This window comes from Veillonella caviae (assembly GCF_003992125.1).
Taxonomy (GTDB): Bacteria; Bacillota; Negativicutes; order Veillonellales; family Veillonellaceae; genus Veillonella; species Veillonella caviae.
On record NZ_RQUY01000012.1, the window covers coordinates 16,389 to 43,143 of the forward strand.

At 40.2% G+C, this 26,755-nt stretch carries 19 protein-coding genes and 1 tRNA gene; 17 read left to right on the plus strand and 3 right to left on the minus strand.

Annotated features, from left to right (window positions below):
• Positions 1 to 8 precede the first annotated feature (8 nt).
• The 3 genes from EO120_RS05545 to EO120_RS05555 all read right to left on the minus strand — a co-directional run bounded on the left by EO120_RS05545 (position 9) and on the right by EO120_RS05555 (position 5,481).
• Positions 9 to 99, minus strand: a tRNA-Ser gene (locus EO120_RS05545).
• Positions 100 to 266: 167 nt separating this feature from the next.
• Positions 267 to 1,502 carry an FprA family A-type flavoprotein gene (locus EO120_RS05550; protein ID WP_127134489.1) on the minus strand — a complete coding sequence of 412 codons (1,236 nt, stop codon included), beginning with the start codon at positions 1,500 to 1,502 and terminating at the stop codon, positions 267 to 269.
• Between the two features lie 235 nt (positions 1,503 to 1,737).
• Positions 1,738 to 5,481: a phosphoribosylformylglycinamidine synthase gene (locus EO120_RS05555; RefSeq protein WP_127134490.1), complete on the minus strand. Its 3,744-nt coding sequence runs from the start codon at positions 5,479 to 5,481 to the stop codon at positions 1,738 to 1,740.
• A gap of 237 nt (positions 5,482 to 5,718) precedes the next feature.
• On the opposite strand from EO120_RS05555, the gene EO120_RS05560 reads away from it, so the two are divergent.
• The 17 genes from EO120_RS05560 (at position 5,719) to EO120_RS05640 (ending at position 26,616) form a co-directional block, all read left to right on the plus strand.
• On the plus strand, positions 5,719 to 6,624 hold the full coding sequence (locus EO120_RS05560) for a LysR family transcriptional regulator (RefSeq protein WP_127134491.1): 906 nt from the start codon (positions 5,719 to 5,721) through the stop codon (positions 6,622 to 6,624).
• 213 nt (positions 6,625 to 6,837) lie between these two features.
• Entirely contained in the window at positions 6,838 to 7,413 is a 576-nt protein-coding gene (locus EO120_RS05565; RefSeq protein ID WP_127134492.1) for a xanthine phosphoribosyltransferase, read from the plus strand.
• A 115-nt stretch (positions 7,414 to 7,528) separates the two neighbouring features.
• On the plus strand, positions 7,529 to 7,966 hold the full coding sequence (locus EO120_RS05570) for a hypothetical protein (protein ID WP_127134493.1): 438 nt from the start codon (positions 7,529 to 7,531) through the stop codon (positions 7,964 to 7,966).
• A 322-nt stretch (positions 7,967 to 8,288) separates the two neighbouring features.
• Entirely contained in the window at positions 8,289 to 8,783 is a 495-nt protein-coding gene (purE, locus tag EO120_RS05575; protein WP_127134494.1) for a 5-(carboxyamino)imidazole ribonucleotide mutase, read from the plus strand.
• Positions 8,784 to 8,904: 121 nt separating this feature from the next.
• Positions 8,905 to 9,633, plus strand: coding sequence for a phosphoribosylaminoimidazolesuccinocarboxamide synthase (purC, locus tag EO120_RS05580; RefSeq protein WP_127134495.1), 729 nt, complete (start codon positions 8,905 to 8,907; stop codon positions 9,631 to 9,633).
• A gap of 14 nt (positions 9,634 to 9,647) precedes the next feature.
• Positions 9,648 to 11,066, plus strand: coding sequence for an amidophosphoribosyltransferase (purF, locus tag EO120_RS05585; protein ID WP_127134496.1), 1,419 nt, complete (start codon positions 9,648 to 9,650; stop codon positions 11,064 to 11,066).
• Positions 11,053 to 12,114 (plus strand): phosphoribosylformylglycinamidine cyclo-ligase, encoded by a 1,062-nt coding sequence (purM, locus tag EO120_RS05590; protein WP_127134497.1) that lies wholly within the window; start codon positions 11,053 to 11,055, stop codon positions 12,112 to 12,114. The genes purF and purM overlap by 14 nt, the downstream gene beginning before the upstream one ends.
• Complete coding sequence (gene purN / locus EO120_RS05595) at positions 12,107 to 12,796, plus strand: phosphoribosylglycinamide formyltransferase (protein ID WP_127134498.1); 690 nt, start codon at positions 12,107 to 12,109, stop codon at positions 12,794 to 12,796. Before purM ends, purN begins: the two co-directional genes overlap by 8 nt.
• Positions 12,797 to 12,806: 10 nt before the next feature.
• A complete protein-coding gene (gene purH / locus EO120_RS05600) occupies positions 12,807 to 14,336 on the plus strand; it encodes a bifunctional phosphoribosylaminoimidazolecarboxamide formyltransferase/IMP cyclohydrolase (RefSeq protein ID WP_127134533.1) in 1,530 nt (509 codons plus the stop codon).
• Between the two features lie 96 nt (positions 14,337 to 14,432).
• A complete protein-coding gene (gene purD, locus EO120_RS05605) occupies positions 14,433 to 15,698 on the plus strand; it encodes a phosphoribosylamine--glycine ligase (RefSeq protein WP_127134499.1) in 1,266 nt (421 codons plus the stop codon).
• A 78-nt stretch (positions 15,699 to 15,776) separates the two neighbouring features.
• A complete protein-coding gene (locus EO120_RS05610; protein ID WP_127134500.1) occupies positions 15,777 to 16,562 on the plus strand; it encodes a uracil-DNA glycosylase in 786 nt (261 codons plus the stop codon).
• A 463-nt stretch (positions 16,563 to 17,025) separates the two neighbouring features.
• On the plus strand, positions 17,026 to 19,170 hold the full coding sequence (locus tag EO120_RS05615) for a ribonuclease J (RefSeq protein WP_241234899.1): 2,145 nt from the start codon (positions 17,026 to 17,028) through the stop codon (positions 19,168 to 19,170).
• 221 nt (positions 19,171 to 19,391) lie between these two features.
• Positions 19,392 to 20,351: a DUF2232 domain-containing protein gene (locus EO120_RS05620; RefSeq protein ID WP_127134502.1), complete on the plus strand. Its 960-nt coding sequence runs from the start codon at positions 19,392 to 19,394 to the stop codon at positions 20,349 to 20,351.
• A gap of 16 nt (positions 20,352 to 20,367) precedes the next feature.
• A complete protein-coding gene (locus tag EO120_RS05625; protein ID WP_127134503.1) occupies positions 20,368 to 22,392 on the plus strand; it encodes a DHH family phosphoesterase in 2,025 nt (674 codons plus the stop codon).
• A complete protein-coding gene (gene rplI / locus EO120_RS05630; protein ID WP_127134504.1) occupies positions 22,392 to 22,838 on the plus strand; it encodes a 50S ribosomal protein L9 in 447 nt (148 codons plus the stop codon). Before EO120_RS05625 ends, rplI begins: the two co-directional genes overlap by 1 nt.
• Before the next feature lie 61 nt (positions 22,839 to 22,899).
• Entirely contained in the window at positions 22,900 to 24,258 is a 1,359-nt protein-coding gene (dnaB, locus tag EO120_RS05635) for a replicative DNA helicase (protein WP_127134505.1), read from the plus strand.
• Positions 24,259 to 24,414: 156 nt separating this feature from the next.
• Positions 24,415 to 26,616, plus strand: a complete 2,202-nt coding sequence (locus EO120_RS05640) for a heavy metal translocating P-type ATPase (protein WP_127134506.1) — start codon at positions 24,415 to 24,417, stop codon at positions 26,614 to 26,616.
• Positions 26,617 to 26,755 lie beyond the last annotated feature (139 nt).

Genomic DNA, 26,755 nt, shown 5'->3' on the forward strand with positions numbered 1-26,755 from the left:
TTTTACTATGGCGGAGAGACAGGGATTTGAACCCTGGGTACGGGATAACCGCACACATGATTTCCAATCATGCTCCTTCAGCCGCTCGGACACCTCTCCATGTATTCTGTTGTTGTGTAACAGGTACTTAATTAGTATACGAGATAGAGGCATTTCTGTCAATATGAAAAATAGTTTTTGTATGATTTTTTTATAGAATGGTTATGGTTGTGAAAATATAATAAAAGCTCGCCTAAAGGCGAGCTTTTCTATGTAGTGCTATGTAATTACATAACTTCTTTGATTTCTTGTGCATCCATAGAAGCTTTGATGTCGTCTGCCATTTTTTCGATTAATGGTAGGTCTTCTTCTTTGAGGGAAGATTTAATATCGAGAGGTTCGGATACGATTTCGATGTCTTTAAAGTCGTTTTCAAAGTGAGATACCATAGTTTTCATCGCTGCAGATGCCCAAGAATGGTTACCGATAATAGATACCTTATGGTTTTGGAAATTCAAGGCTTTTAATTCGTGAATGAAGTTTTCCATAGTAAGGTATAAGTTTAAATTATATGTTGGTGCAATGGTTACAAGATTTGTATATTTCCATGCATCAGCGATGATGTAGGAAGCATTTGTTTTAGATACATCGTAGATTTTAATATCTGTTACACCGCGTTTAGATAACTGTTTTGCCAATTGTTGCGCAATGTCACGAGTGTTGCCATACATGGAACCAAAAGCGATAACTACGCCTTTTTCTTCTGCAGTATAGCTGGACCAGTGCAAGTATTTATGTAAGATATATTGAATCGTTTCAGGTGTACGCCAGATTGGGCCATGTAATGGAGCAATGCGTTTGATATCGAGGCCTGATACTTTGCGGATTGCATTTTGTACTTGTGGGCCGTATTTACCAACAATGTTAGTATAGTAACGACGAGCTTCATCTTCATAAGTGCGAACAAAATCGGTTTGGTCAGCGAAGATGCCGCCGTTGATAGTTCCGAAGGTACCAAATGCGTCAGCAGAGAACAATGTACCTGTGGATTTTTCGTATGTACAAGTTACTTCTGGCCAGTGAACCATCGGCATAGTATAGGATACTAATGTATGTTTACCAAGAACAATTTCATCCCCTTCTTTTACTAAATAGTAGTTGTCAGGTTTTGGCGTGCGATAGAATTGTTCAAACATGCGGAATGTTGTAGCATTACCAACCATTTTACAATTTGGGTAACGTTCCAATGTTTCTAAGAGTGTTTGGCAATGGTCTGGTTCCATGTGGTTTACGATGATGTAATCAAGATCGCGACCGTTTAATAGGTGAGTCAAGTTATCGAAGTACTCTTCGCGAATTTCTGCATCTACACTATCTACGACGCAAGTTTTCTCGTCGTCGATGAAATAACTATTGTAACTAACACCATTTGGAATAGGGAATAGGTTTTCAAAACGTTCAGTTGTCCAATCATTACTGCCAATCCAGTAGATGTTATGGGTCATTTTCTGAGCACAATGCATAATTAAATCCTTTCTTACTCACAATAGGAATTGTATTACTCATGAATGTATAATGAGTACATTATATTGACACTTAATATTACTAATTTTTTCGATAAAAAGCAATATGTAACTGATTGTGAAAGCTATAATTTAGTGATAACTTTCATAAATATAATTGATAGATAATTTATATATACTATATATAGTATATATAGTAGTATAGCCTACTCGGTAGAATAGGCTATACTATAGCTTATTTGAAATATTTCACACCAGATGTGAAGATAGGCATTTCTAAGTTTCCAGGAATATTTTTGCTAATACCTTGACCACAACGTTCGGAATGAGCCATTTTACCAAATACGCGACCATCAGGACTATAGATGCCTTCAATAGCAGCTACAGATTGGTTTGGATTAAAACGACCATCCATGGATGCAATACCGTCAAAATCTACGTATTGAGTAGCAATTTGACCGGATTTATTGAATTCCAATACTTGCTGAGGACTAGCGATGAATCGACCTTCGCCATGGGAGATAGGCACAGTATAAATTTCGCCAGCTTTAGCTTCGCTCATCCACGGGGATTTTGTGGAAATCACCTTAGTTTGTACCATGTGGGATAAATGACGGCCGATTGTGTTGAATGTTAATGTTGGATGATCTGCTGTCAATGTTTCTACATGGCCACTAGGCAATAAACCGAGTTTGATTAACGCTTGGAAACCATTACAAATACCGAGTACTAGACCGTCTTGTTTGTATAACAGGTTTTCTAATCCTTCTGTTAAAGCAGGATTGCGGAATAGGGTAGCCATAAATTTACCGGACCCATCTGGTTCATCACCGCCGCTGAAGCCACCTGGGAACATGAGTATTTGCGATTCTTTTAATTTTCGTTGAATGACATCGATAGATTCTTGCAATTGTGCAGGCGTTTGGTTGCGAATAACAACGATATCCGCTTCTGCACCAGCCCGTTCAAAGGCACGGGCTGAATCAAATTCGCAATTCGTACCAGGGAATACAGGGATGAGTACTTTCGGTTTTGCACCGAATGGATTAGAACGAGGTGCTGATTTTTGATCGTGAATATATGCTACTGCTTCTCCAGTACCAGATGTTGCTTGTAATGGGAATATATCAGCTAATGGCGCTTCGTAAGCTGCTTGCACTTCTTTGAGGGATACTTCTTGACCATTCCACTCGATAACAGGCTTTTCTTGGGTTACGGCAATAACTTTTACATCTGGTAGTTCAAGTAATGCATTCACTGCTGTAATATCTACTTCCACGATGAAGGCGCCGAGAGCAGGTTGGAAAATAGCACGTTCTGCATAGGTATCGAATTTTACACCTATATTGTTGCCAAGGGCCATTTTTGTTACTGCTTCTGGAATACCACCTTCATCTACTACATAGGCAGAGTAGACGCGACCTTTTTCGATTTGTTCTTGCAATAAATCGCAGTTTTCTTTGAATTTATCCCAATCAGGTGTGTCGTTATATGTACGAGGTACATCAAAGAATACGAGACGGTGATCAGCTCCTTTAATATCTTGGCTCGTAATATTTTTGATAGGCGCTGTTACCGCTGCAAAGGATACGAGGGTTGGAGGGACTGTGAGGTCCATAAAGGTGCCACTCATAGAGTCTTTGCCGCCAATGGCGCCGATTTCCAATTCTTTTTGTGCTTTGTAGGCTCCGAGCAGGGCTGCCACTGGTTTACCCCAAGACTCTTTGGAACCTAATCGTTCAAAATATTCTTGCAATGTTAAATATGCATCTTTACGGCAGCCACCGAGAGCGACTAATTTAGCTACGGACAAGAGCACTGCGTATTGTGCTCCATGATATGGGCTCCAAGCCGATAATTCTGGTACGAAACCATGTGTCATGATGCTCGTTGTGGTTGTTTCGCCGTGAAGGACTGGTAATTTAGCCACCATACCTTGTGTCGGTGTTTTTTGGTATTTTCCGCCAAATGGCATGAGAACTATATTGGCACCTACAGTACTATCAAAACGTTCTGCAAGGCCTTGTTGAGAGGCTGTATTTAATGTAGACACAGCGCTGATCCATTGGTCTTTGAAATTATCTACACTAATAGATCCGCGACGGAAATATGATGTGTCAGCAGGCGCTGTTATTATTGCCTCTTGTTGTTGGCTAGCGCCATTAGTATTTAAGAAATCACGGCTAATATCTACGATGGTGTCACCGCGCCAAGTCATAATAAGGCGATTTGTATCCGTTACATCAGCGACCACAGTACATTCAAGATTTTCTTCATCACAGAATTTCGCAAATGTTTCTACATCTTCCGAGGCGATGACGCAAGCCATTCGTTCTTGGGACTCAGAAATAGCCAATTCTGTACCGTTAAGGCCGGCGTATTTTTTAGGTATTAAATCGAGATTAACGGTTACACCATCGGTTAACTCGCCGATCGCAACGGACACACCACCAGCGCCAAAGTCGTTACAACGTTTGATAAGGGTTGTTACTTCGGGACGACGGAATAGGCGCTGAATTTTGCGCTCTGTAAGGGCGTTGCCTTTTTGAACTTCTGCACCGCAAGAGGAGAGGGAATTTACGGTATGTTCTTTAGAAGAACCTGTAGCACCACCGCAACCGTCACGACCTGTTTTGCCGCCTAATAGCACGATAACGTCACCAGGGGTAGGCACTTCACGGCGCACAGCAGAACGAGGCGCAGCGCCGATAACAGCACCAATTTCCATGCGTTTAGCTACATAACCAGGATGGTAGTATTCTTTTACTTCCCCGGTAGCTAAACCGATTTGGTTGCCATAAGAGGAGTAGCCGCGGGCTGCGTCTTGAGTAATTTTCTTTTGTGGTAATTTACCAACTAATGTATCGGCTAATGGCGTATGCGGATCACCACTGCCTGTAATGCGCATCGCTTGATATACATAGGAACGACCGCTCAATGGGTCGCGGATACAGCCGCCAAGGCATGTGGCTGCACCGCCGAATGGTTCAATTTCTGTAGGATGATTGTGGGTTTCGTTTTTGAACAACAATAACCATTCTTCTTCTTGACCGTCTACATCGACAGGTACGATAATGGTACAAGCATTGATTTCCTCAGATTCATCGAGGTTTTGTAATCCTCCTGCATGGCGCAACTCTTTTACTGCTAAAGTAGCCATGTCCATAAGGGAACGAGCCTTTACCTTAGTTGTATATAAGAGGTTACGTCCTTCTGTATATTCTTCGAGGGCTTCTATTATCGGTGCGGTGAAACGGTTTTCTTCGATGGTGATATCTGTTAATTCAGTCGTAAATGTAGTGTGACGACAGTGGTCAGACCAGTATGTATCGAATAAACGAATTTCTGTAATCGTTGGATTGCGTTTTTCCACATTGGCATATTGCTCTTGTACGAGCTTGATGTCCGCCAATGTCATAGCGAGGCCATAATTTTTGATTACGCTTGTTAATTGTTCATCCGTCATGGATGTAAAATTGTCGATGGATGCAATGGCTTGTGGCTCATCTAAATCTAGGGCCAATGTGCTTGGCATATCGAGATTGGATTCACGAGAATCAACTGGATTAATGTAATAGGATTTGATGGCCCGTTTCTGTTCTTCTGTGAAAGTCCCTTCTAATACATATACGCGAGCGCAGCGTACCGTATGACCTGTTGTGAGGGTGAGCATGGAAATACACTGTTCTGCACTATCTGCACGTTGATCATATTGACCAGGTACATATTCCACGGCAAAGGTGAAAGCCTCTGCTGGAATCTCTAATGTATCTGTAATAATATCTACAGGTGGTTCGGAAAAGATTAAATGCTTGGATGTTTCAAGTGCGTTAGAATTAAGATTTTCTACATCATAACGCTCATAAATAGTCACTGCTGTAGCAGGGATGTTGAGTTCTTGTTGTAATGTAGTTAATACCTGATTCGCTTCGTGAGCGAAGGCATCGCGTTTTCTGACAAATAATCGATTGATAGCCATATATCCTCCTGTAATATGTATAATAAATTAGTCGCTGGAGTTGACAAGATAAGTATAGTCGGTCTAGACTTATAAGTAAAGATAATCTTACTTATATAAAGATTAAAAAAGCTAATGGATGTGAAGTTTTCATGAAGGTTATAGGATTAACTTTCATCAATACAATTTATATTAGCAAAAGTCATATAACAATTCGAACTATACTACTAATATAAGTATATAACAGAGGAGGATAAAATGGCAGTATCAGCAGATCTATATAGAGCATTTTTAGGGGTAGGTTTATATTTATCATTCTCTCGTGCCGCAAAAGAATTGGGCGTATCCCAATCTGCCATTAGTCAAAGCATTAAACAATTAGAAGGGGAACTCAATATGCCTCTGTTTGTGCGTACTACGAAATCCGTAGCGTTTACCCCAGAGGGCAAGGAGTTGTTTGATACTGTAGCGAAAGCATTTTCTATTTTAGATAATGGTATAACCCAATTGCAAGAGCGAGTGAATCAAGCTTATGAAAGTTTAAATCTAGCTGCTACAGACACATTGTGCCGGCACTTCTTGCTGCCTTATTTCCATAAATGGCAACTACAAGAAAGTGAAATTGGACTGCAGATTATCAATAAGCCATCTCCTGATTGTGTAGATTTAGTCATTAAAAAAGAAGCGCAATTAGCCGTAGTTAATGACTATGAAGGCTTGCGTAACAATCCGCAATTAGAGGTAACTACTTTGGCGAGCATTCAAGATATTTTCGTTGGTGGTCATGAATATAAAGGTGCTGGTTTCTATGATCAGGGACGATTGTTAAATGAACCGATGTTATTATTACAAAAGGGTACAGCTAGTCGTACTTTCTTTGATGAGGTTACTCATGGTGCTTGTAGTAAACCGCGTTTTGAATTGAGCAGTGTCGATGTATTGCTTGATTTGGTGGAAATTAACATGGGGATTGCTATGCTACCAAGTAATGTGGTGCAAGAAAAAATGCAAGAAGGTTCTATTGTACGAATTGACACAGATATACCTGTACCAACGCGTGATATCGTTCTCGTTAGATCACGACTCGTCCCTCAATCAGAAGGTGCTGCTCGTTTTACATCTTTATTGGTGAATAAGGATGATAAACGAGATAAAGTCCTGTAATATTAAATTGATATATGTCGTGTACCTTTCTATTTAGAGAAAGAATTTGGCTTCGATAATGTATATACTACGGTATCTAATTTGTATTATTAATGATAAGTATATAGAGCAATAACACACTTTATGCTTTTTTAGGATAAAGTGTGTTTTTAGTTGACCCTAAGGGGGAGTATAGGATAAAATTTAATAATAGTTATGCGGAGGTAGAACGAAATGGAATTATTAAAACAGCGCATTCGTGAAGAGGGGATTGTCTTAAACAATCGTGTGTTGAAAGTGGATAGTTTTTTGAACCATCAAATCGATCCACAATTATTCAAAGCCATTGGCAAGGAAATTGCCAATCGCTATCGCGATGCAGGCATTCAACGTATCGTGACGATTGAAGCGTCTGGGATTGCTTTGGCATTGATGGCTGCTCTTGAACTTGATGTACCATTGGTATTTGCACGCAAGAAAAAATCAATTTTGATGGTCGATGATGTATATCATTCTGTTGTGTATTCTTACACAAAAGAAGAAAACTATGACATTACGATTTCTAAAAAATTCTTACCAGCAGGGGAAAAAGTTCTTATCATTGATGACTTCTTAGCAAGTGGTGAAGCCGCTATGGGGCTTGCAAAACTGGTTAAAGATGCAGGTGATGAAGTAGTGGGTATGGCTATTGCTATCGAAAAATCATTCCAACCAGGTCGGGAACGCTTGGAAAACGCTGGTTTCCGCGTGGAGTCTTTAGTTCGTATTAAAGAATTTAAAGATAATTCTTGTGTATTTTTAGAAGATTAAGTATTTGACATCTTCGTAATAATGGTTGTTTTGATATTTGAAGTCATTCAACTTTATTTAGTAGAAGTGCGTCAAGAAATCCTCGAAGTAGCAGGTCAAAAATTAAGAGGTTATTATGAATCCAAAAGCGTTATCTTTTGATAAGTTTTTAAAGGAAGAAGAAATCATTGCCTTTGAACGTAAAGATTTCGATGACGAAGACGGTACTGTAGTGTATCGTTCGTATATTAAATCTCCATTGTGGGATATGCCATTGTTCGTTATTTTAGACAATAGTATTTATAGTGTTATCCGTTTGGTGGTAGGTCCTGAAAAGGTGAATGCTCAAAATCTACAAGCTATTAATGCTTTTATCAATCGTGAAAATGCGACTTATAAAAACTATAAATTATATGTAGATGAAGATAACAGTCTATATTTAGACTGTATCTATATGTGTGCTGATGATGCCTTTGAGCCAGCTTTGATGTATGCTCTGATGACATCTATTGTAGATTATATTCCTGAATCCATTGGTGATTTGAAATCGGCTTTTGAAAGCGTTATACAATAATTATATCGCCCATACTTGTAAGAGTGTGGGCGATTTTTGTATTAGTAGCCTAGCAATGTTTTGATTAATTTAACTTGCCGTAAAAGTTCGGAATAAATCGAACGATTATTAAAATTAATATAAATATTATTCGAAAATTATATTGACCAAAGTAGCGCTCTTTGTTACAATTTAAATAACGATAGGAGGGCAATCTACAATGACTACATGTTCTAATCAAGAATTAATAAATGTATATGGTTTTGAAATGAATATGTTTGTGGACGCTATCTGTGTGTAAACTCGGCTGTTTTTGAGCTGAGTTTTTTTGTTAGGAGGAATAATGAAAGTTGGCATTATTATGGGCAGCAAGTCTGACCTAGAAACGATGAAAAAAGCATCTTCTGTATTAGATGAATTCAAAATCCCTTATGAAATGATTATTGCATCTGCTCATCGTACTCCAGAAGCAGTTAAATCTTTTGTGGAAAGATTAGAAGAAGAAGGTGCTATCGCATTTATTGCAGGCGCTGGTGCAGCGGCTCATTTGCCAGGTGTGGTAGCAAGCTTTACAACTTTACCGGTCATTGGTATTCCTTTAAATGCAACGGCTTTAAAAGGAATTGATTCCTTGTTGGCAATCGTGCAAATGCCATCTGGTATGCCGGTAGCGACTATGGCGGTAGATGGTGCTAAAAACGCAGCCCTATTTGTAGTACAAATAGGCGCAGCTTTCAATAAAAACATAAAAGCGCAATATAAGGCATACCGTCAAGACATGGCAGATAAAGTACTGGCTGACAATGATGCACTGCAAGCATCCTTGCAAGGTGAATGATTCATATATAATCGGATTTTATTATTGTAAATATTGTAAGTATACAGAGATTATACGTAGATATATGCGTTGATATAGATTCACGCATGGTGTAGTTTATATAACAAATGGAGGCACTATCATGGCACAAATCGATTTGAATAAATTGGAACTTTTATACGAAGGTAAAGCAAAACAAGTATATAAAACAGGAAATGCCGATGCGTATATCGTACATTACAAAGATGATGCTACGGCATTTAATGGGGAAAAACATGATGTTATTTTCGGTAAGGGCGTATTGAATAATAAAATTTCCTCTTTCTTCTTTGAATTGTTGAAACAAGAAGGCGTACCTACTCATTTCATCCGCCGCGAAGATGATCGTAATCAATTAGTATTAACGCTAGACATTGTGCCATTAGAAGTTATTGTTCGCAATATTGCAGCTGGTTCTATGGCAAAACGCTTTGGCGTACCAGAAGGAACGCCATTGGTGCACCCAATTTTGGAGTTCTGCTATAAAAACGATGAATTAGGCGACCCATTTGCTAATGAATCTCAAATTACTGCACTTGGTTGGGCTACGCAAGAACAATTAGATAAAATTTCCGAAATCACTATGAAAGTAAATTCTATTTTAAAAGATTTTTTAGCTACTAAAAATGTAACCTTAGTAGATTTTAAATTAGAATTCGGCACTCACAATGGGGAAATCTTATTAGGCGATGAAATTTCTCCTGATACTTGCCGTTTCTGGGATAGCGAAACTGGTGAGAAGCTCGATAAAGACCGTTTCCGTCGTGATTTAGGTAATATCGAAGATGCATATAAAGAAATGTTGTTCCGCTTAACAGGCGAGCGTGCATAACCTGGGGGTTATTGATGAATTACGATTCGATTTTTGATAAGTGGCATGAAGAATGTGGCGTTTTTGGTGTGTTTGATCGCACCATTGACGTTGCACGATATGTATATTGGGGGCTGTTTGCGTTGCAACATAGGGGCCAAGAAAGCGCTGGTATTGCAGTAACAGATGGCAACAAGGTAGAACTAAAAAAAGGTATGGGGCTTTTAACAGAAGCCATCAAGGAACTACCAAGCTTACAGAGTCATATGGGTACAGGTCATGTGCGCTACTCTACAACAGGTTCTAATAATCCGCGTAATATTCAACCTTTAGTTATTCATTACCAAGGTGGTCAAATTGCAGTAGCTCATAATGGTAATTTGACGAATGCTCTTGCTATTCGCCGTCGCCTCGAAGCGGATGGGTCTATTTTCCAAACTACTATGGACTCCGAGGTTATCGTGAACCTCATTGCTCGCTCTAAAGAAGATTCCCAAGAGGCGCGCATTGCTGATGCAGTGCGACAAATTGAAGGGGCGTTTTCTTTGATTATTACTACTAATGATTCCCTTGTTGGCGTTCGTGACCCACAAGGTTTTAGACCGCTTTGTTTAGGAAAAACTAAAAATGGCTATGTATTGGCTAGTGAAAACTGTGCTTTTGATGCTATTAAAGCGGAGTTCATTCGCGATATCGACCCTGGTGAAATGGTAATTATCGACGATAATGGTGTACGCAGTAGTATTTATGCAGAACCAGAGAAAATCGACAAAAAACTTTGTGTTTTTGAATATATTTATTTTGCACGCTCGGACAGTAATATAGACGGTCAATCAGTATACCAAGCGCGCCTTAATATGGGCCGTGAATTATATAATGAAACAAAATACGATGCAGATATCGTTATGTCTATTCCAGACTCTGGTACTACGGCAGCACTTGGTTATGCTCGTGCATCGGGCATTCCATTTGCAGAAGGTTTGATTAAAAACCGTTATAGCGGTCGTACCTTCATCAAACCAAATCAAGAAGAACGGGAATTGGCGGTGCGCATGAAATTAAATGCATTGCCGAACGTAGTAGGTGGTAAACGTATCGTTCTCATCGACGATTCTATTGTGCGTGGTACTACAAGTGGTCTTATCGTCAATATGTTAAAAGAAGCGGGAGCCAAAGAAGTATATATGTGCGTTAGCTCTCCAGCTATCGAGTATTCCTGCCATTATGGTATTGATACATCGGTGCGCAAGGAATTAATTGCTGCTACGCACACAGTAGATGAAATTAGAGATTATATTAAAGCCGATAAATTGCATTATTTATCTAGAGAAGGTCTATGCCGCGCCGTAAGTGGTGTACCAGAAGCAGACTTGTGCTTCGCTTGCTTTAATGGTGATTACAGAGTCAATGTACCTACAGAACAAGAAGAAGGAGTTAAATATGTGCTCGAATAAAACTGGATTAACCTATCGTGATGCAGGTGTAGATATCGATGCAGGTAATAAAGCCGTAGAATTGATGAAAGAGTCTGTAAAACGTACTTATACTCCTGGCGTTGTGGGAGATTTAGGCGGATTTGGAGGATTATATTCCTTAGCAGGTCATTCTATGCAAGACCCTATGCTCGTATCTGGTACCGATGGGGTGGGTACTAAATTGCGCCTCGCTATTATGATGGATAAACATGATACAATCGGTCAAGACTGCGTGGCTATGAGTGTAAATGATATTCTCGTACAAGGTGCAACACCTTTATTCTTCCTCGATTATGTAGCAGTAGGTAAACTTGACCCTGTACAAGTAGCTGATATAGTGCGAGGCGTAGCTAATGCGTGTGAAGAGTCTGGTTGTGCATTATTAGGTGGAGAAACAGCGGAAATGGCTGGTTTTTATGGCGATGGTGATTATGATGTGGCAGGCTTTGCCGTAGGTATCGTAGATCGTCCAAAGCTCATCACTGGTGAACATATCAAATCTGGAGACGTGATTCTCGGATTACCATCATCTGGTGTTCATTCTAACGGTTTTTCCTTAGTGCGTAAAATCGTTTTCGACCATAAAAATCTTTCTATTGATGAACAGATTCCTGAGTTTGGCAAAACATTAGGTGAAGAATTACTAACACCTACCCGTTTATATCCAAAAGCAGTATTGCCATTAATTCAAGAAAACTATATTAAAGGTATGGTTCATATTACTGGTGGTGGTTTTTATGAAAATATTCCTCGTGTATTGCCGAAGGGTGTTACTGCAGAGATAAATGTATCTACATGGCCACGACTTCCTGTATTCAGTAAATTGCAAGAATGGGGCAATGTAGCATGGCCTGAAATGTATCGTACTTTCAACATGGGGATAGGTATGATTCTCATCGTTGATGCTAATCATGTAGCAGATGTGAAAGCTAATCTTGAAAGTCGCGGTGAAGCTGTATACGAAATCGGTTGCATCATCGATGGCGATGGTCCTGTTGTATTAAAAGGGGCTGAGTTCGATGCATAAAGAGGCGAGCATAAGTGCATCGAATGGCAATCTCCATTGTGTTGAACACCGAGGCAATTCTAATGGCGAAGGCCGTAAGAAACGATTAGCCTTATTTGCCAGCGGTCGCGGTTCTAATGGAGAGGCCTTATATAAGGCGATGCAAGACGGCATTATTAATGGAGAATTTGTCATTATTATTACTGATCATGGCGATGCCGGTATTGTAGAACGTTCTAAAGGATGGAATATTCCTATCGTAGTAATAGAACGTAGTGATTTCCAATCTAAAGCTGATTTTGAATTAGCTCAATTACAAGTTTTGGCACCCTATGATGTGGATGGTATCGTATTAGCTGGCTATATGCGTATTGTAGGGGCACCTCTTATTGAGGCATATGAACATAAAATCTTGAATATTCATCCTGCTCTATTGCCATCTTTCCCAGGATTGCATGGACATCAACAAGCTATCGATGCAGGTGTAAAAATTACAGGTTGCACAGTCCATTTTGTAGATGCAGGCATGGATACAGGACCTATTATTATGCAAAATACAGTACCTGTTTTTGCTGATGATACAGAGGATACATTGAGTGAACGACTATTGCCTGTAGAACACGCTACCTATCGTGAGGCACTAGCTCTATTTTGCAATGATGCATTATGTATCGATGGTCGTATTGTAAGTTATAAGGAATAAGGGAGAAATGATGATTCAAAACGCACTTCTTAGTGTTTCTGATAAAACTGGTATTGTAGATTTTGCCAAAGGTCTTGTGGATTTAGGTGTTACCATTTATTCCACAGGTGGCACGTTGAAAGCTATTACTGATGCGGGCATTCCTGCTACAGCAGTAGAATCCTTAACAGGATTTCCAGAAATGATGGATGGCCGTGTAAAAACATTGCATCCTAAAGTGCATGGCGGTATTTTGGCGATTCGAGATAATAGGGAACATCAACAAGCTATGGCGGACCATGGTATTTTGCCTTTAGATCTTGTGGTAGTTAATCTCTATCCGTTCCGTGAAACCATTGCAAAACCAAATGTATCTTTAGAAGAGGCTATTGAAAATATTGATATCGGTGGCCCTACAATGGTTCGTTCTGCAGCGAAAAATAATGCCTTTGTAGGTATTGTGGTTAATCCTAATCACTATTCTGAAATTTTAGACATGCTCAAAGTAAATGGTGAATTGACTCAAGAATACCGTTTTGCATTAGCAAAAGAAGCATTTGCACACACAGCGGCATATGATACAGCCATTGCTAATTACATGAGTGGCGTTATCGGTGAAGGACCTACACCGCCAGAATATTTGAGCGCTTATGAAAAGGTAGCAGACCTTCGGTATGGTGAAAATCCTCACCAACAAGCCGCTTTTTATAAAGAAATTGGCACTGCCCATGGTATGGGGGCGCTCAAACAATTGCATGGTAAAGAATTATCCTATAATAATATTGTAGATATGGAAGCGGCTTGGAATATGGTATGGGAGTTTAATGACCCTGCAGCATGTATTATCAAGCATACAAACCCGTGTGGTGCTGCCGTTGCTGCCAATTTGCACGACGCCTATGTAAATGCTTATGAAGCAGATTCGCTATCTGCTTTTGGTGGTATCGTTGCATTGAATCGTGAAGTAGATGCTGCTACAGCAGAAGAAATGGCTAAGATTTTCTTGGAAGTCATTATGGCACCAGCTTTCACACAAGACGCACTAGATATTTTGACGGCGAAAAAAAATATTCGTCTCATTGAATTGACAAAACCTGAATCGGGTCAAGTGACTGTAAAGAAAGTGTCTGGTGGTTTATTGGTGCAAACGGAAGATGACATCGTTGAAGATCGTGCTAATTACAAGGTAGTGACAAAAGCACAACCTACTGAAGAACAATGGAAAGCCCTTGAATTTGCGTGGAAACTTGTAAAACATGTTAAATCTAATGCTATTTTGATTTCTAATGAAAAACGTACACTCGGTGTTGGCGCCGGTCAAATGAATCGCGTTGGCTCTGCCAAAATCGCTCTTGAACAAGCCGGTGAAGCCGCAAAAGGCGCTGTTCTTGCATCCGATGCATTCTTCCCATTCGGTGACACTGTAGCTACCGCAGCAGAACACGGTATTTCTGCCATTATTCAACCAGGTGGATCTATCCGTGATGAAGAATCTATCAAAGCTGCTGACGATGCAGGTATTGCTATGGTATTCACAGATATTCGCCATTTTAAACATTAAAGTAATGCAATCTACATCGCTTTTGGGGTGGTGTAGATTGTTTTCTATACGGTAGATTTTACGATGACGATTTTATATATGCCGAAGGAGATTAGTATGAAAGTATGTGTAATCGGTAATGGCGGTCGTGAGCACGCTATTGCATGGCGTTTATCCATATCCCCAAGCGTTGAAAAAGTGTATGCTGTACCTGGAAGTGCGGCCATGGGTGGCGTTGCCGAATTAGTAGGTATTGACTGGACACAAACAGATTTACTCATTCGTTTTTTGAAAGATAATAAAGTAGACCTTGTTGTAGTCGGACCTGAGGCGCCGCTGGTAGCTGGTCTTGCGGATGATTTAAATAAGGCTGGCATCCCTGTATTTGGCCCTTCTAAAGCGGCTGCCCAATTAGAAGGCTCTAAGGTGTTTGCAAAAGACTTGATGAAAAAGTATAATATCCCTACTGCTGCTTATGGCGTATTTTCTGATGTGGATGAAGCAAAACAATTTATTGCTCACACCGGGGCGCCTATCGTTGTGAAAGCAGATGGCTTAGCAGCTGGTAAAGGCGTAGTGGTAGCCATGACTGTAGAAGAAGCCAATGTAGCCGTAGAAGATATGCTTAGTGGTAATCGTTTTGGTGATGCAGGCAGTACCGTTGTTATCGAAGAATTCATGGCTGGTGAAGAGGCTAGTCTGCTCGCCTTTGTTGATGGTAAAACTGTTGTGCCTATGATTGCATCTCAAGATCATAAATGCATCTTTGATGGTGATAAAGGGCCTAACACAGGCGGTATGGGCACTTATGCGCCAGCACCAGTATTGACGGATGCATTGCGGGATACAGCGATGAAAACTATTTTACAACCTATGGTAGATGCATTGGCAGTAGAAGGTATGCCTTATGTAGGTTGTTTATATGCAGGTCTTATGATTACTGATCAAGGTCCTAAAGTAGTAGAATTTAATGCCCGTTTTGGGGATCCAGAAACACAAGTGGTGTTGCCACTATTAGAAGGTGATTTAGGACAAATTATGTTGTCTTGTGCTACAGGTTCTTTGGAACCAAAACAGGTAAAATGGAAAGACTCATCTGCTGCTTGTGTTATTTTGGCATCTAAAGGCTATCCTGAAACATCTTCTAAAGGCGATGTTATCCACGGTGAGTTAAAACAATATGACACTACGATTATATTCCATTCTGGTACAAAATTAGAAGGCGAGCACTTTGTCACCAATGGAGGACGTGTGCTTGGTGTTGTAGGATTAGGAAAAGATTTGCGCACCGCATTAGACCGTGCGTATGAGCGCGTGAACCACATTGAATTTGAGGGGATGCAATACCGCACAGACATTGGGGCTAAAGCGTTTAAGAATTAAATTATCATGATTGGTAACGTCGTGATTATAGCCAATAGAGGATTATTGAAGAATCGATATACAATGGGAATACAAGATATGAGTTTATTTAACTATAATACGATGTGGTTGCATTATATTAATAATCAATCGGCACACAAAAAATCTATGATAACCGATTTTCTAACTAGTTTGAAATCTTACAAAAAAGAAATGGTATTTAATCCGTGGGGGGATTTTGATGAACAGTTAGAATGTGATAACTCCAGTCCTTCCATTCGCTGCAATAATCTGTTAGCTTATTTACTCCCTCGTTTAGGACGGGCAAAGATTTTTATTGTTGCCGAAGCCGTAGGATATCAAGGAGGTCGCTTCTCTGGCATTGCTATCACTTGTGAAAGAATGCTTTTAGGGAAACATAAAACAATTAAATCTAGTGATGTAGCAGAGGTGCCATTACTTCGCACTAGTTCTCCTGTTAGCCCTTTATTAAAACGGACACAACAAGAGTTAGGATTTAACGAACCTACGGATACAGTGGTGTGGAATGCAATCGTTGAATTGGGTGTGAATCCTTATGATACTTTGTTGTGGAATATTTTCCCTTTTCATCCCTATAAGAGTGGGGCTCCTTTAACAAATCGTACCCCTACGGAAGAGGAGCAACGGATTGGGTATGAGTATACGAAGCAACTATTAGATATCCATCGTCAATTGGGTGGACCGGACCCACTGGTGTTTGCGGTAGGGCAGAAATCGGCTCAAACATTGGAGCGATTCGGGTTACCTGCTATAGGGCTTAGACATCCTGCAAATGGTGGGGCCAATCTCTATCGTGAAGGATTTAAGGGGGCACTAGAAAATTATGGAGGGCAGGATTTATAAGGATGCTGATTTCTATTTGTAAATGACAATAGCTGTAGTATCTAGGGAATATGCTTTTGTTTGCTTATGAAGAAATAAGATATCTATTATATAATTTGCATAATTAGTGGCGTTAACAATACACTTTTGTTAACGCCATTTTTGTGGTATACTAAACGTAACGTATGAAAGCAGGGCTTTCATCAAAACGATCGGAATTATATTGGTCATCAAGCAGTAATAAATTGAACGTAACGTAGCGGCTGCACGTGTTTGATGATGCACTATATTCATTTGCATGAGGCGAATGAACAAGCGAACTAGAACGGTAACAATTGAGTAGCGCTATTTTTGCGCCTTTTTTCGTGAGACGCTAGTAATTAGCGCCTTTTTCGTTTGTATCTTTTCCTCTGTAAAGATCAATTCAAGTGATAGGTGAGAATATATGTTAAACAAATTAATGAACAAAATTTTAGGAGGAACTGTGAATACAACAGACAATCAGGTTGCTGCACAAGTGACTGTAGAACCAACTGCAACGGCTGCGCAAGGTGAACAAAGACCGCGCTATCGTACAAATACACGGCGCTTATCCGGCGATTCTCGTCAAGGTGAGCAACGGAATGGAACGGAACGCCGTAATACTGGCGATGGTCGTCAGCGTCGCTATACAAACACGAACAGACCTACTACACGCCGACCACGTGCAAATGGGGAACAAGGTGAAGGTCAACAAATGGAACGTAGACCTCGTCAGACACGGACCAACCGTAATGGTACACAAACTCGTAATAGCGAGAACGCAAGAAATACACGAAATACTACACGGCGTAATTTCGATAACAACCGCAACAATGACAGAGATTCTGATAACAATCGTCGTATGCGTGTTAATAATCGCCCTATGACGCGCAATCATGATAAAAACCCTTATGAACAGGCGGATTTAATTGGGCGCCAACCAAATGGGGCTAATAAAGGTAAGTTCCAAATCATCCCATTAGGTGGCCTTGGTGAAATCGGCAAAAATATGACTGTATTTCAATACGAAGATGAAATTATCGTATTAGATGCAGGGCTTGCATTTCCTAGTGAAGATATGCTCGGCGTAGATATTGTTATTCCCGATATGACATATCTCATCGAAAACCGCGACCGAGTTAAGGCTGTCGTTATTACTCATGGTCATGAGGACCATATCGGATCCTTGGCATACCTTATGAAAGAAATTAATTGTCCCGTATATGCTACCAATCTAGTATGCGGACTGATTGAAGGTAAATTAAAAGAGCATAAAGTATCTAACAAACCGCTTCGTTTAGTGGAAGCAGGCGATGAAATTCAAATCGGTCAAGTGAAGGTTGGCTTTATTCAAACAAACCATTCTATACCTGATTCATGTGCTGTATATTTTGATACGCCAATCGGCACTATCGTTCATACAGGGGACTTTAAAATTGACCAAACTCCAGTAGATGGTAAGTTGATGGATATGCACAAATTTGCAGAGCTCGGTAACAAAGGTGTACTAGCATTGATGTCTGATTCTACAAATGTTGAGAAATCTGGTTTTACAGGCTCTGAAAGCTCCGTTGGACCTGCTATTAAACAAGCTGTAGGTGAGGCTCGTGGCCGTGTTGTGCTTGCTACATTTGCGTCCAATGTATCTCGGATTCAACAAGCTATCGATGCTGCTGTTATGTACAAACGCAAAGTTGTAGTTATGGGCCGTAGCATGGTGAATGTAACAGAAATCGCACAAGAACGCGGCTATTTGAATATTCCACCAAATACGATTATCGATGTAGATGTTATGCATAACTACACAGATGATCAAATCATGATTTTAACTACTGGTTCCCAAGGTGAACCGATGGCGGGTTTGTCTCGTATGGCTACGAATAATCACCGCACCGTAGAATTGGCACCTAATGATACTGTTATTATTTCTGCTACGCCAATTCCGGGCAATGAAGGGGCAGTAGGTAAAACTATCGATAATTTGTTGCGCCTCGGTTGTCATGTTGTGTATGGTAAAGACCGCGGTATTCACGTATCTGGTCACGCTAGCCAAGAAGAATTAAAAACTATGCTTAACCTTGTGCGTCCTGAATACTTTATTCCTGTTCACGGTGAATATCGTATGCTACGTCGTCACGGTGAATTGGGCGTTTCTATGGGCGTAGATCCTAAGAAAATTCTCATTGGTGATAATGGTCAAATTTTTGAATTTGATAAAGATGGTGGTCGTAAAGGTGGCCGTGTCCAAGCTGGTGCTATCTTCGTAGATGGACTTGGTGTAGGTGATGTAGGTAACATCGTTATCCGCGATCGTCAACAATTGGCACAAGAAGGTATGGTAATCGTAGTTATGGCTATGGAAAAACACTCTGGTACCATCGTATCTGGTCCAGACATCGTATCTCGTGGTTTCGTATACGTCCGTGATGCAGAAGAACTTATGATTGAAGCAGAGCGTCGTGTACATCAAGTCATTGATGATTGTGAATCACAGCGCATTAAAGATTGGACAACGATCAAACAAAATGTTCGCGATGCATTGGGTAAATTCTTCTACGAAAAAACTCGTCGTAGACCTATGATTTTGCCAATCATTCAAGACGTATAAGATGATAAAGAGCTATCGCACTAGGGGTGTCCCTTGGGCGATAGCTCTCAGTGTTTTATACATAATATATTCGTTTTCAGCAGTAATTGTAATTGAAAATTAGAAATTACTTTTTTATTAAGGTAGTATCAATTCCCTGATATGGGGGATTTGAAGTTAAGTTTTCAAACTGATATAATTAAAAAATACTACTTGTCCTGTTAGTTGATGAATGGAGTATTATGAATCAAACAAATACACGGGCTATGGTGGAAACGGCATTTTTGTCAGCCATCATAGTGATGTTAACTATTGTAGGTGCCAGCGTGCCTCTATTATCGTTGTTAGCTACTATTGTAGCGCCAGCTGCCACTGCGTTAGTCGGTATACGATGGGGCACTCGATATAGTTGTGCCGCTGTTGTCGTATCATTTGTATTAGTATCCATTATATTAGGTCCGCTTACGGCGTTGGGCACTGTATTGATGTATGCGGTGCCAAGTATTTTTCTTGGTATGGGATTTAGAAATTATTGGAATCCAACAAAGTTGATTTTGTTGCCGACTATTGCTCTTTGTTTAACTACAATTGCAACGGTGTTAGTTACATTTAGTGTTACATCTTTTGATGTGTCTACTGCATGGCAATCCTTTGACACTGAGTTAAGAGATTCGTTAATGACTGCTGTTCAGCAACAGCAATTACCACCAGAACAGGTGGAAGCATATATGCAACAAGTTGGTAAGAGTTTTGAGCAAATCAAACGGATGATTGTAGCCTACGGATTTTGCGCTATGGCAGTTGTATCTTATATTATGGCTCGTTTTACTGCTTTCATGGCGAAACGCACTAATAATCCAGTACAATCTATACCATCTATTTCTACATGGCATATGCCTATTTGGAGCGCAGGTGTCTTAGCTGTGGGACTCATCCTCGTATATGGTTCTTCTTATTTAGGTATTAATAATTACATTATTACCACCATCGGTATGAATTTAGGTTTGTTTGGAGCCTTTGTTTGTGGTTTAAATGGCATCGCCTGTTTGCTCGGTATTTTAAATGCCTATAAGATATCTCGATTTATTAAGATTCTTATTCTAGGTTTTTTGTATGTAATGACTCCTATCGGGTTAATCATTTTTGGGATTATGGATATGTTTATGGATTTACGATCCCGTTATCAGTCACGGAACCAGTAATAGAAAGGAGGCCCCTATGAAATCCTTTCAACGCAGATGGGAGATTATAGAAATTTCCATTATCGCTGTGCTAGGCATGTTGTTGTTAATTATTGCCTATTTAAATTGGGCAATTGCTGTATTAGCATTGATTATTGTGGGTGCAGCCTATTTAGTGAACTATAACACTATTCACAATAGACGACGTTTGGCACGAGAACAATTTAATGTAATGGGAAAAAATGTAACACAAGCACAGAATTTTGCATTGCAAAATTTACCAACTGCTATTGCTCTTGTTAATAAGCAAGGAACATTGGTATGGAACAATAGCGTGTTTGCTGATTGGGTAGAGGTTGATTGGAATAAATTGCAAAAAATGTCGACCTTGATTCCCGGTTTCAGAATCGACAAGATTTGGGGAAAGTCGGGATTTTTAAAAGAGCATTACGGAAATCGATATTTTCAAGTTGTGTATAAATTTATTAATCCTAGAGATACACGTATTACTGTCAATTCTGATGATGAATTAGCCGAACATGCAGTGATGGCTCTTTATTTCAAGGATATTACAGATATTGAACGAGCTCGTATTCAGGCAGAAGAAGAACAACCTGTATGGGGCATGATTCAAATCGATAATATTGAGGAACTAACAAAGGGGCTTGGGGACCGAGAATATACGAATTTATGGGCGGAAATTAATAATGTTGTAGTTGATGAAATCGATAAACATGATGGCTTTGTTCGCAATTTTCAAGACGATATGTATACCTTTGCTATTTCCCGTGGTGCATTGCAGGCTATGGAACAAGATGGGTTCAGGATTTTGGAAAAAATCCGCAAATTGCCTTCTCCACGTCAAGTGCCGGCCACTATCAGTATTGGAATTGGCGAAAATGCAGGTAGTGTTAAAGAAGTGTCTAGCCGTGCTCGTGCAGCTCTTGATATCGCATTAGGTCGCGGTGGCGATCAGGTTTGTATTATGGATGGTGAAAGCACTCGCTTCTTTGGGGGAAATACAGCAGGGATTGAAAAAAATACTCGTGTTCGTGCTCGCGTAGTAGGACAAGCTATTCATGAATTGATGAATGATTCTGATAAAATCCTTGTTATGGGACACCAACGAGAAGACTACGATGCATTAGGTGGCGCTATCGGCGTCGTATCTATTGCGAGAGCCCTTGGTAAAGATGTGCGATTGGTGCTTTCCAAAGAAACAAGTGCTATTATTAAAATGGTAAATATCCTGAATGAAGATGAATTTTGGCACACCCATATCATCACTCCTACAATGGCAAAGGATTGGGTAGATTCTAATACATTAGCTATTGTATGTGATACACATCGTATTGAAATGGTGGCAGCCCCTGAGGCCCTTAACATTGCAGAACGACGTATTGTTATAGATCATCACCGTCGTGCAGCCGATTTTATTGAAAATCCACTATTAACCTATTTAGAACCTGCAGCATCATCTACTAGTGAGCTTGTTACAGAACTAGTTCAGTATGCAGGTGCTCCAGTGAAACTTTCAAAACAAGAAGCAACGGGTATCTATGCAGGTATTGTATTGGATACAAAGAATTTCTTTCAACAAACAGGGGCTCGTACATTTGAAGCAGCGGCGTTTTTAAAACGCGGTGGAGCAGATATTGAATTGGTACGACAATTGTTTATTGAAACCTTCGATTCTATTCAATTACGTGCTAAAATAGTATTCGAAGCTAGTCGTACCGAAGGGGTGGCTATTGGTGTAGCCCCAGAAGGTGTGAAAGATATGATGGCATTGGCTGCACAAGGGGCGGACATGCTCATCAGTAACGAAGATATTGAGGCTGCATTTGTACTATATACATTAAACGATGGTGCTATTGGTGTGAGTGCTAGATCTAAGGGTAAAGTCAATGTTCAAGTTGTAATGGAAGCCTTAGGTGGAGGAGGTCATCGCACGGTGGCAGGTGCTCAATTACAAGGCATGACTATAGACGAGGCGAAGAAGGCTATTTTAGAACATGCACTAGTTGCTCTTCACTCGGCAGAAACAGAGGAGGAATCATAATGAAAGTAGTATTATTAGAAGATGTAAAAAAAGTTGGTAAAAAAGGTGAAATCGTAGAAGTAAGCGATGCATATGGTCGCAATGTACTCATCAAAAAAGGGTTAGGCCTTGAAGGTACTGCTACGAATGTAAACAATGCTAAACAAAAACAAGAGTCTGTACAGCATCACAAAGCGGTGGCAAATGATGAAGCTAAAGTCTTGGCAGCACAGCTTACAAAAGTGGAAGTGACTGTCAAGGTTCGCATGGGCGCAGATGGCCGCGTATTTGGCTCCGTCACCGCCAAAGATATTTCCGAAGCGGCTAAAGAACAATACAAGGTGGATATCGATAAAAAGAAAATCGAAATCAAAGACCCATTGAAAACATTAGGTGTACATGAAGTATTAGTTCGTGTACATCCTGAAATTACAAGCACTATTAAGGTCAATGTAGTAGCAGAATAATTGATATCACCATGCTCAAAGAGTGTGGTGATTTCTTTTCTAGTTTTGGGGGGAGGGCAACATGGACGTACGTATACCGCCGCACAATGAAGAAGCGGAAAAAGCCGTATTAGGCGCTTTATTAACTGATGGATCGAGCACGGGTATCGCTGTAGATACGGTAACATCTATCGTTCAACGTGATGATTTTTATCGCGACACACATCGCATTATCTATGATGCTATTTTAAGTTTAGTATATGCTAATAAAACCATCGATTTCATCACTCTTAGCGAAGAGTTGGAACGCCGAAAAAAACTTGATACTATAGGCGGCATTGCGTATATTACATCCCTTGCCAATGAAGCAACAGGTTATAATATTGAAGAACATGCTCGTATTATTTCTGAAAAAGCACAAATGCGTCGACTTATCGATGCAGGAAACAAAATCGTAGGTATGACCTATGCAGGTGAAGAGGAACCGTCGGAGATTATGAATCGAGCGGAGCAAATGATATTAGATGTAGGAGGACAAACGCGATCGGAATCATCGTTCTCTCCTATTGGAGAAGCTGTATTAAGCAGTATTGAACGATTAAATCTATTACAACAACAAGATGGTGTATTAACAGGTGTGCCTACAGGTTTTAGAGATGTGGACCATATATTCAATGGTTTACAAAAATCGGATCTAATTCTTGTCGCAGCTCGGCCTGCTATGGGGAAAACGGCGTTTACCTTGAATATTGCTCAAAACGTAGCGATGCTAAATAATTTAACTGTAGCTTTCTTCTCCTTAGAAATGGGGACCGAACAATTAGTACGCCGTATTTTAGCATCTGTATCTGGTGTTAATTCTAGTAAATTAACTCGTGCTGATATGGACAACGAAGATTGGGCAAGAGTCATTAAAGCTGCAGAAGAAATGAGCCAATCTAAACTGTTTATCGATGACACACCTGGTCTTACGGTACAAGATATGCGTGCTAAATTACGACGGCTCAAGGTAGAACATGGTCTTGACCTCGTCATCGTTGATTACATTCAGCTCATGCAAGGTCGCAATGGTGGTCGCAACAGTGAAAATCGTCAACAAGAGGTATCGGAGATTTCTCGTAACCTTAAATTAATCGCTCGAGAGTTTAACGTGCCACTTATCGCATTATCTCAATTATCGCGTAGCGTTGAGAGTCGCCCTGATAAACGCCCTGTATTGTCCGACCTTCGTGAATCTGGTTCTCTTGAGCAGGATGCAGATATTGTAATTTTCTTGTATCGAGATAAATATTATGATGAAAACTCCGAAAAAGGGGATAATGCAGAAATCCTTATTCGTAAACATCGTAACGGTTCTGTTGGTACCGTAGAACTCCAATTCGTTGGTGAACTGACACGATTCAGAGATGTGGAATATCGAGATTTGGGACCGGAACAATAATTGAAATAATGAATCCATTTAATGGATAATTTTTATTGACAAGGAATCTCCTTTTTATTAAAATAAACATATGAACAAATATTCATATAATATGTAAAACATAAAATAAATAATTATAAGATGATATGATTACATATGTGTATAAAAGGAGGCTCCATGGAAGAAACACTACTCTTAAAAGACTTAAATTGTGCGAATTGTGCAGCGAAAATTGAAGATCGTATCCGCAAAATGGCTGGTATTGAATCGGCTGATTTTGCCATTGCTACGCATCAATTGCGATTAACTGGTGCTTGGGAAGATAGAGAGGCTTTAAAATGCGAAATTCAAGCTATTTGTGATGCTATCGAAGAAGGTGTAACCGTAACAGATTACGAACGTCCATCGAAAGCCCTAATGGATGATCACAGCCATGACCATGGTTCTGATGCGGTAACTATCGGTATTATCGGGGTAGGGTTGATTTTCATGATTTATGAAGCATTAACCACCATTGTACCAGGTATAGGCATGCCTGAATCTATTGAAACAGCTATTTACTATATTGCCTATGTATTGTTGGCATTCCCTGTATTAAAAACAGCAGGTCGCAATATCTTAAAAGGTGAAATTTTTGACGAAAATTTCCTTATGTCTATTGCTACATTAGGCGCCATTGTAATCGATGCATTGCCAGAAGCGGTAGGGGTAATTTTATTCTATCGTATTGGTGAATTCTTTGAACATAAAGCAACCGATCGTAGTCGTACTGAAATTATGAATGCTGTTGATATGCGTCCTCAAGAGGTGCGTGTAGTTGACGAATGCTGTGGTGGTGAAATCATCGTTATGGCACCTGAAAGAGTAGAAGTAGGCTGGACTATCGAAGTGCGCCCTGGCGATTTAATTCCTTTGGACGGCACTGTATTAGATGGTAGTACGCGGGTCAATACTGCACCTGTTACAGGTGAACCAGTACCAATTCGCGCTGAGAGGGGGACTCAGCTATTATCTGGTTGTATTAATGAAAGCGGTCGTATTACTATGCGTGTGGATAAACCATTAGGGGAATCGATGGTTACAAAAATCCTCGATGCTGTAGAAAATGCGGCATCTTCCAAACCGAAAATTGACCGTTTTATCACACGTTTTGCTCGCGTGTATACTCCCATTGTTGTAGGCTTGGCATTGATTGTTGCCATTATCCCATCCTTGCTCACAGGGGAATGGCACAAATGGATTTACACGGCCTTAACATTCCTTGTTATTTCCTGTCCTTGTGCCTTGGTACTTAGCGTTCCATTGGCATTTTTCTCTGGTATTGGCAATGCGTCTAAACAGGGGATCTTGTTAAAAGGTGGTCGTGTTATCGAGGCTTTGGCAGGGGTGAAAGCTGTAGCACTTGATAAAACTGGTACTATTACATCAGGTGAATTTAAGGTGCATTCTGTAGAACCAGTGAATGACTCTGTTTCTGAAAGCGTCTTATTAAGTGTAGCTGCTGCTGTAGAATCAGTATCTACACATCCCATTGCGCAATCTATCGTAGAAGCTGCCAATGCTCAAAATCTTACTTTTACAGTATCTAGTGATGTACAAGAATTAGCTGGAGAAGGTATTGTGGGCAGAGTCATTGGTGTGCAAGGATTAGATGGAGCGGTTACAGCAGACAAAGTGGCAATCGTACAAGGACTGGCTAGTAGAGGAGAAGACGTACAAGTTCTAGTTGGTAACCGTCGTTTGCTCGAACGTTATGATGTAACTGGTTATTCTGCTGATGCCTCTGTATACGGTACAGAAGTGCTTGTCGCTGTAGGGAAACAATATGTGGGGCGTATTATCATTTCTGATGAGCCTCGTGTTGATTCTGCCACTGCTATTCAAAAACTCAATGCTAATGGTATTAAAACTATTATGTTAACTGGTGATGCACTAGCTAGCGCAGAATATATTGCAAAACAAACTACTGTTAGTGAAGTTCATGCCAGCTTGTTGCCACAAGATAAATTATTTGTTGTACAAAATACTCGTGCTGTGTATGGCCCTACTATGTTTGTAGGCGATGGTATTAACGATGCGCCTGTATTAGCAGGTGCTGATGTAGGTGGTGCTATGGGCAGTGGTGCTGATGCGGCTATTGAAGCATCCGATGTTGTCTTCATGCGTCCGTCTTTGCAATCTATTGTTCACGTTATTGATTTAGCTAAAGCTACACTTAGTGTGGCGTGGCAAAACGTAGTATTTGCTATCGTTGTAAAAGTCATCATCATGGTACTTGGCCTTATGGGTTATGCATCTATGTGGTGGGCGGTGTTTGGTGATACAGGTGTATCTATCCTTTGTATTCTTAACTCTATCCGCATTTTAAATCGTAAATAACCTAGCATAGTGGACTTTACGTACAATAAAACCCTCCCGCGGGGACTATACTACCCATTCTGATTGTCGGTCAAGATATAGTCATCCAAACAGGAGGGTTTTATTTGTATTTGAATAGGTGACTTAAATAGTATATAAT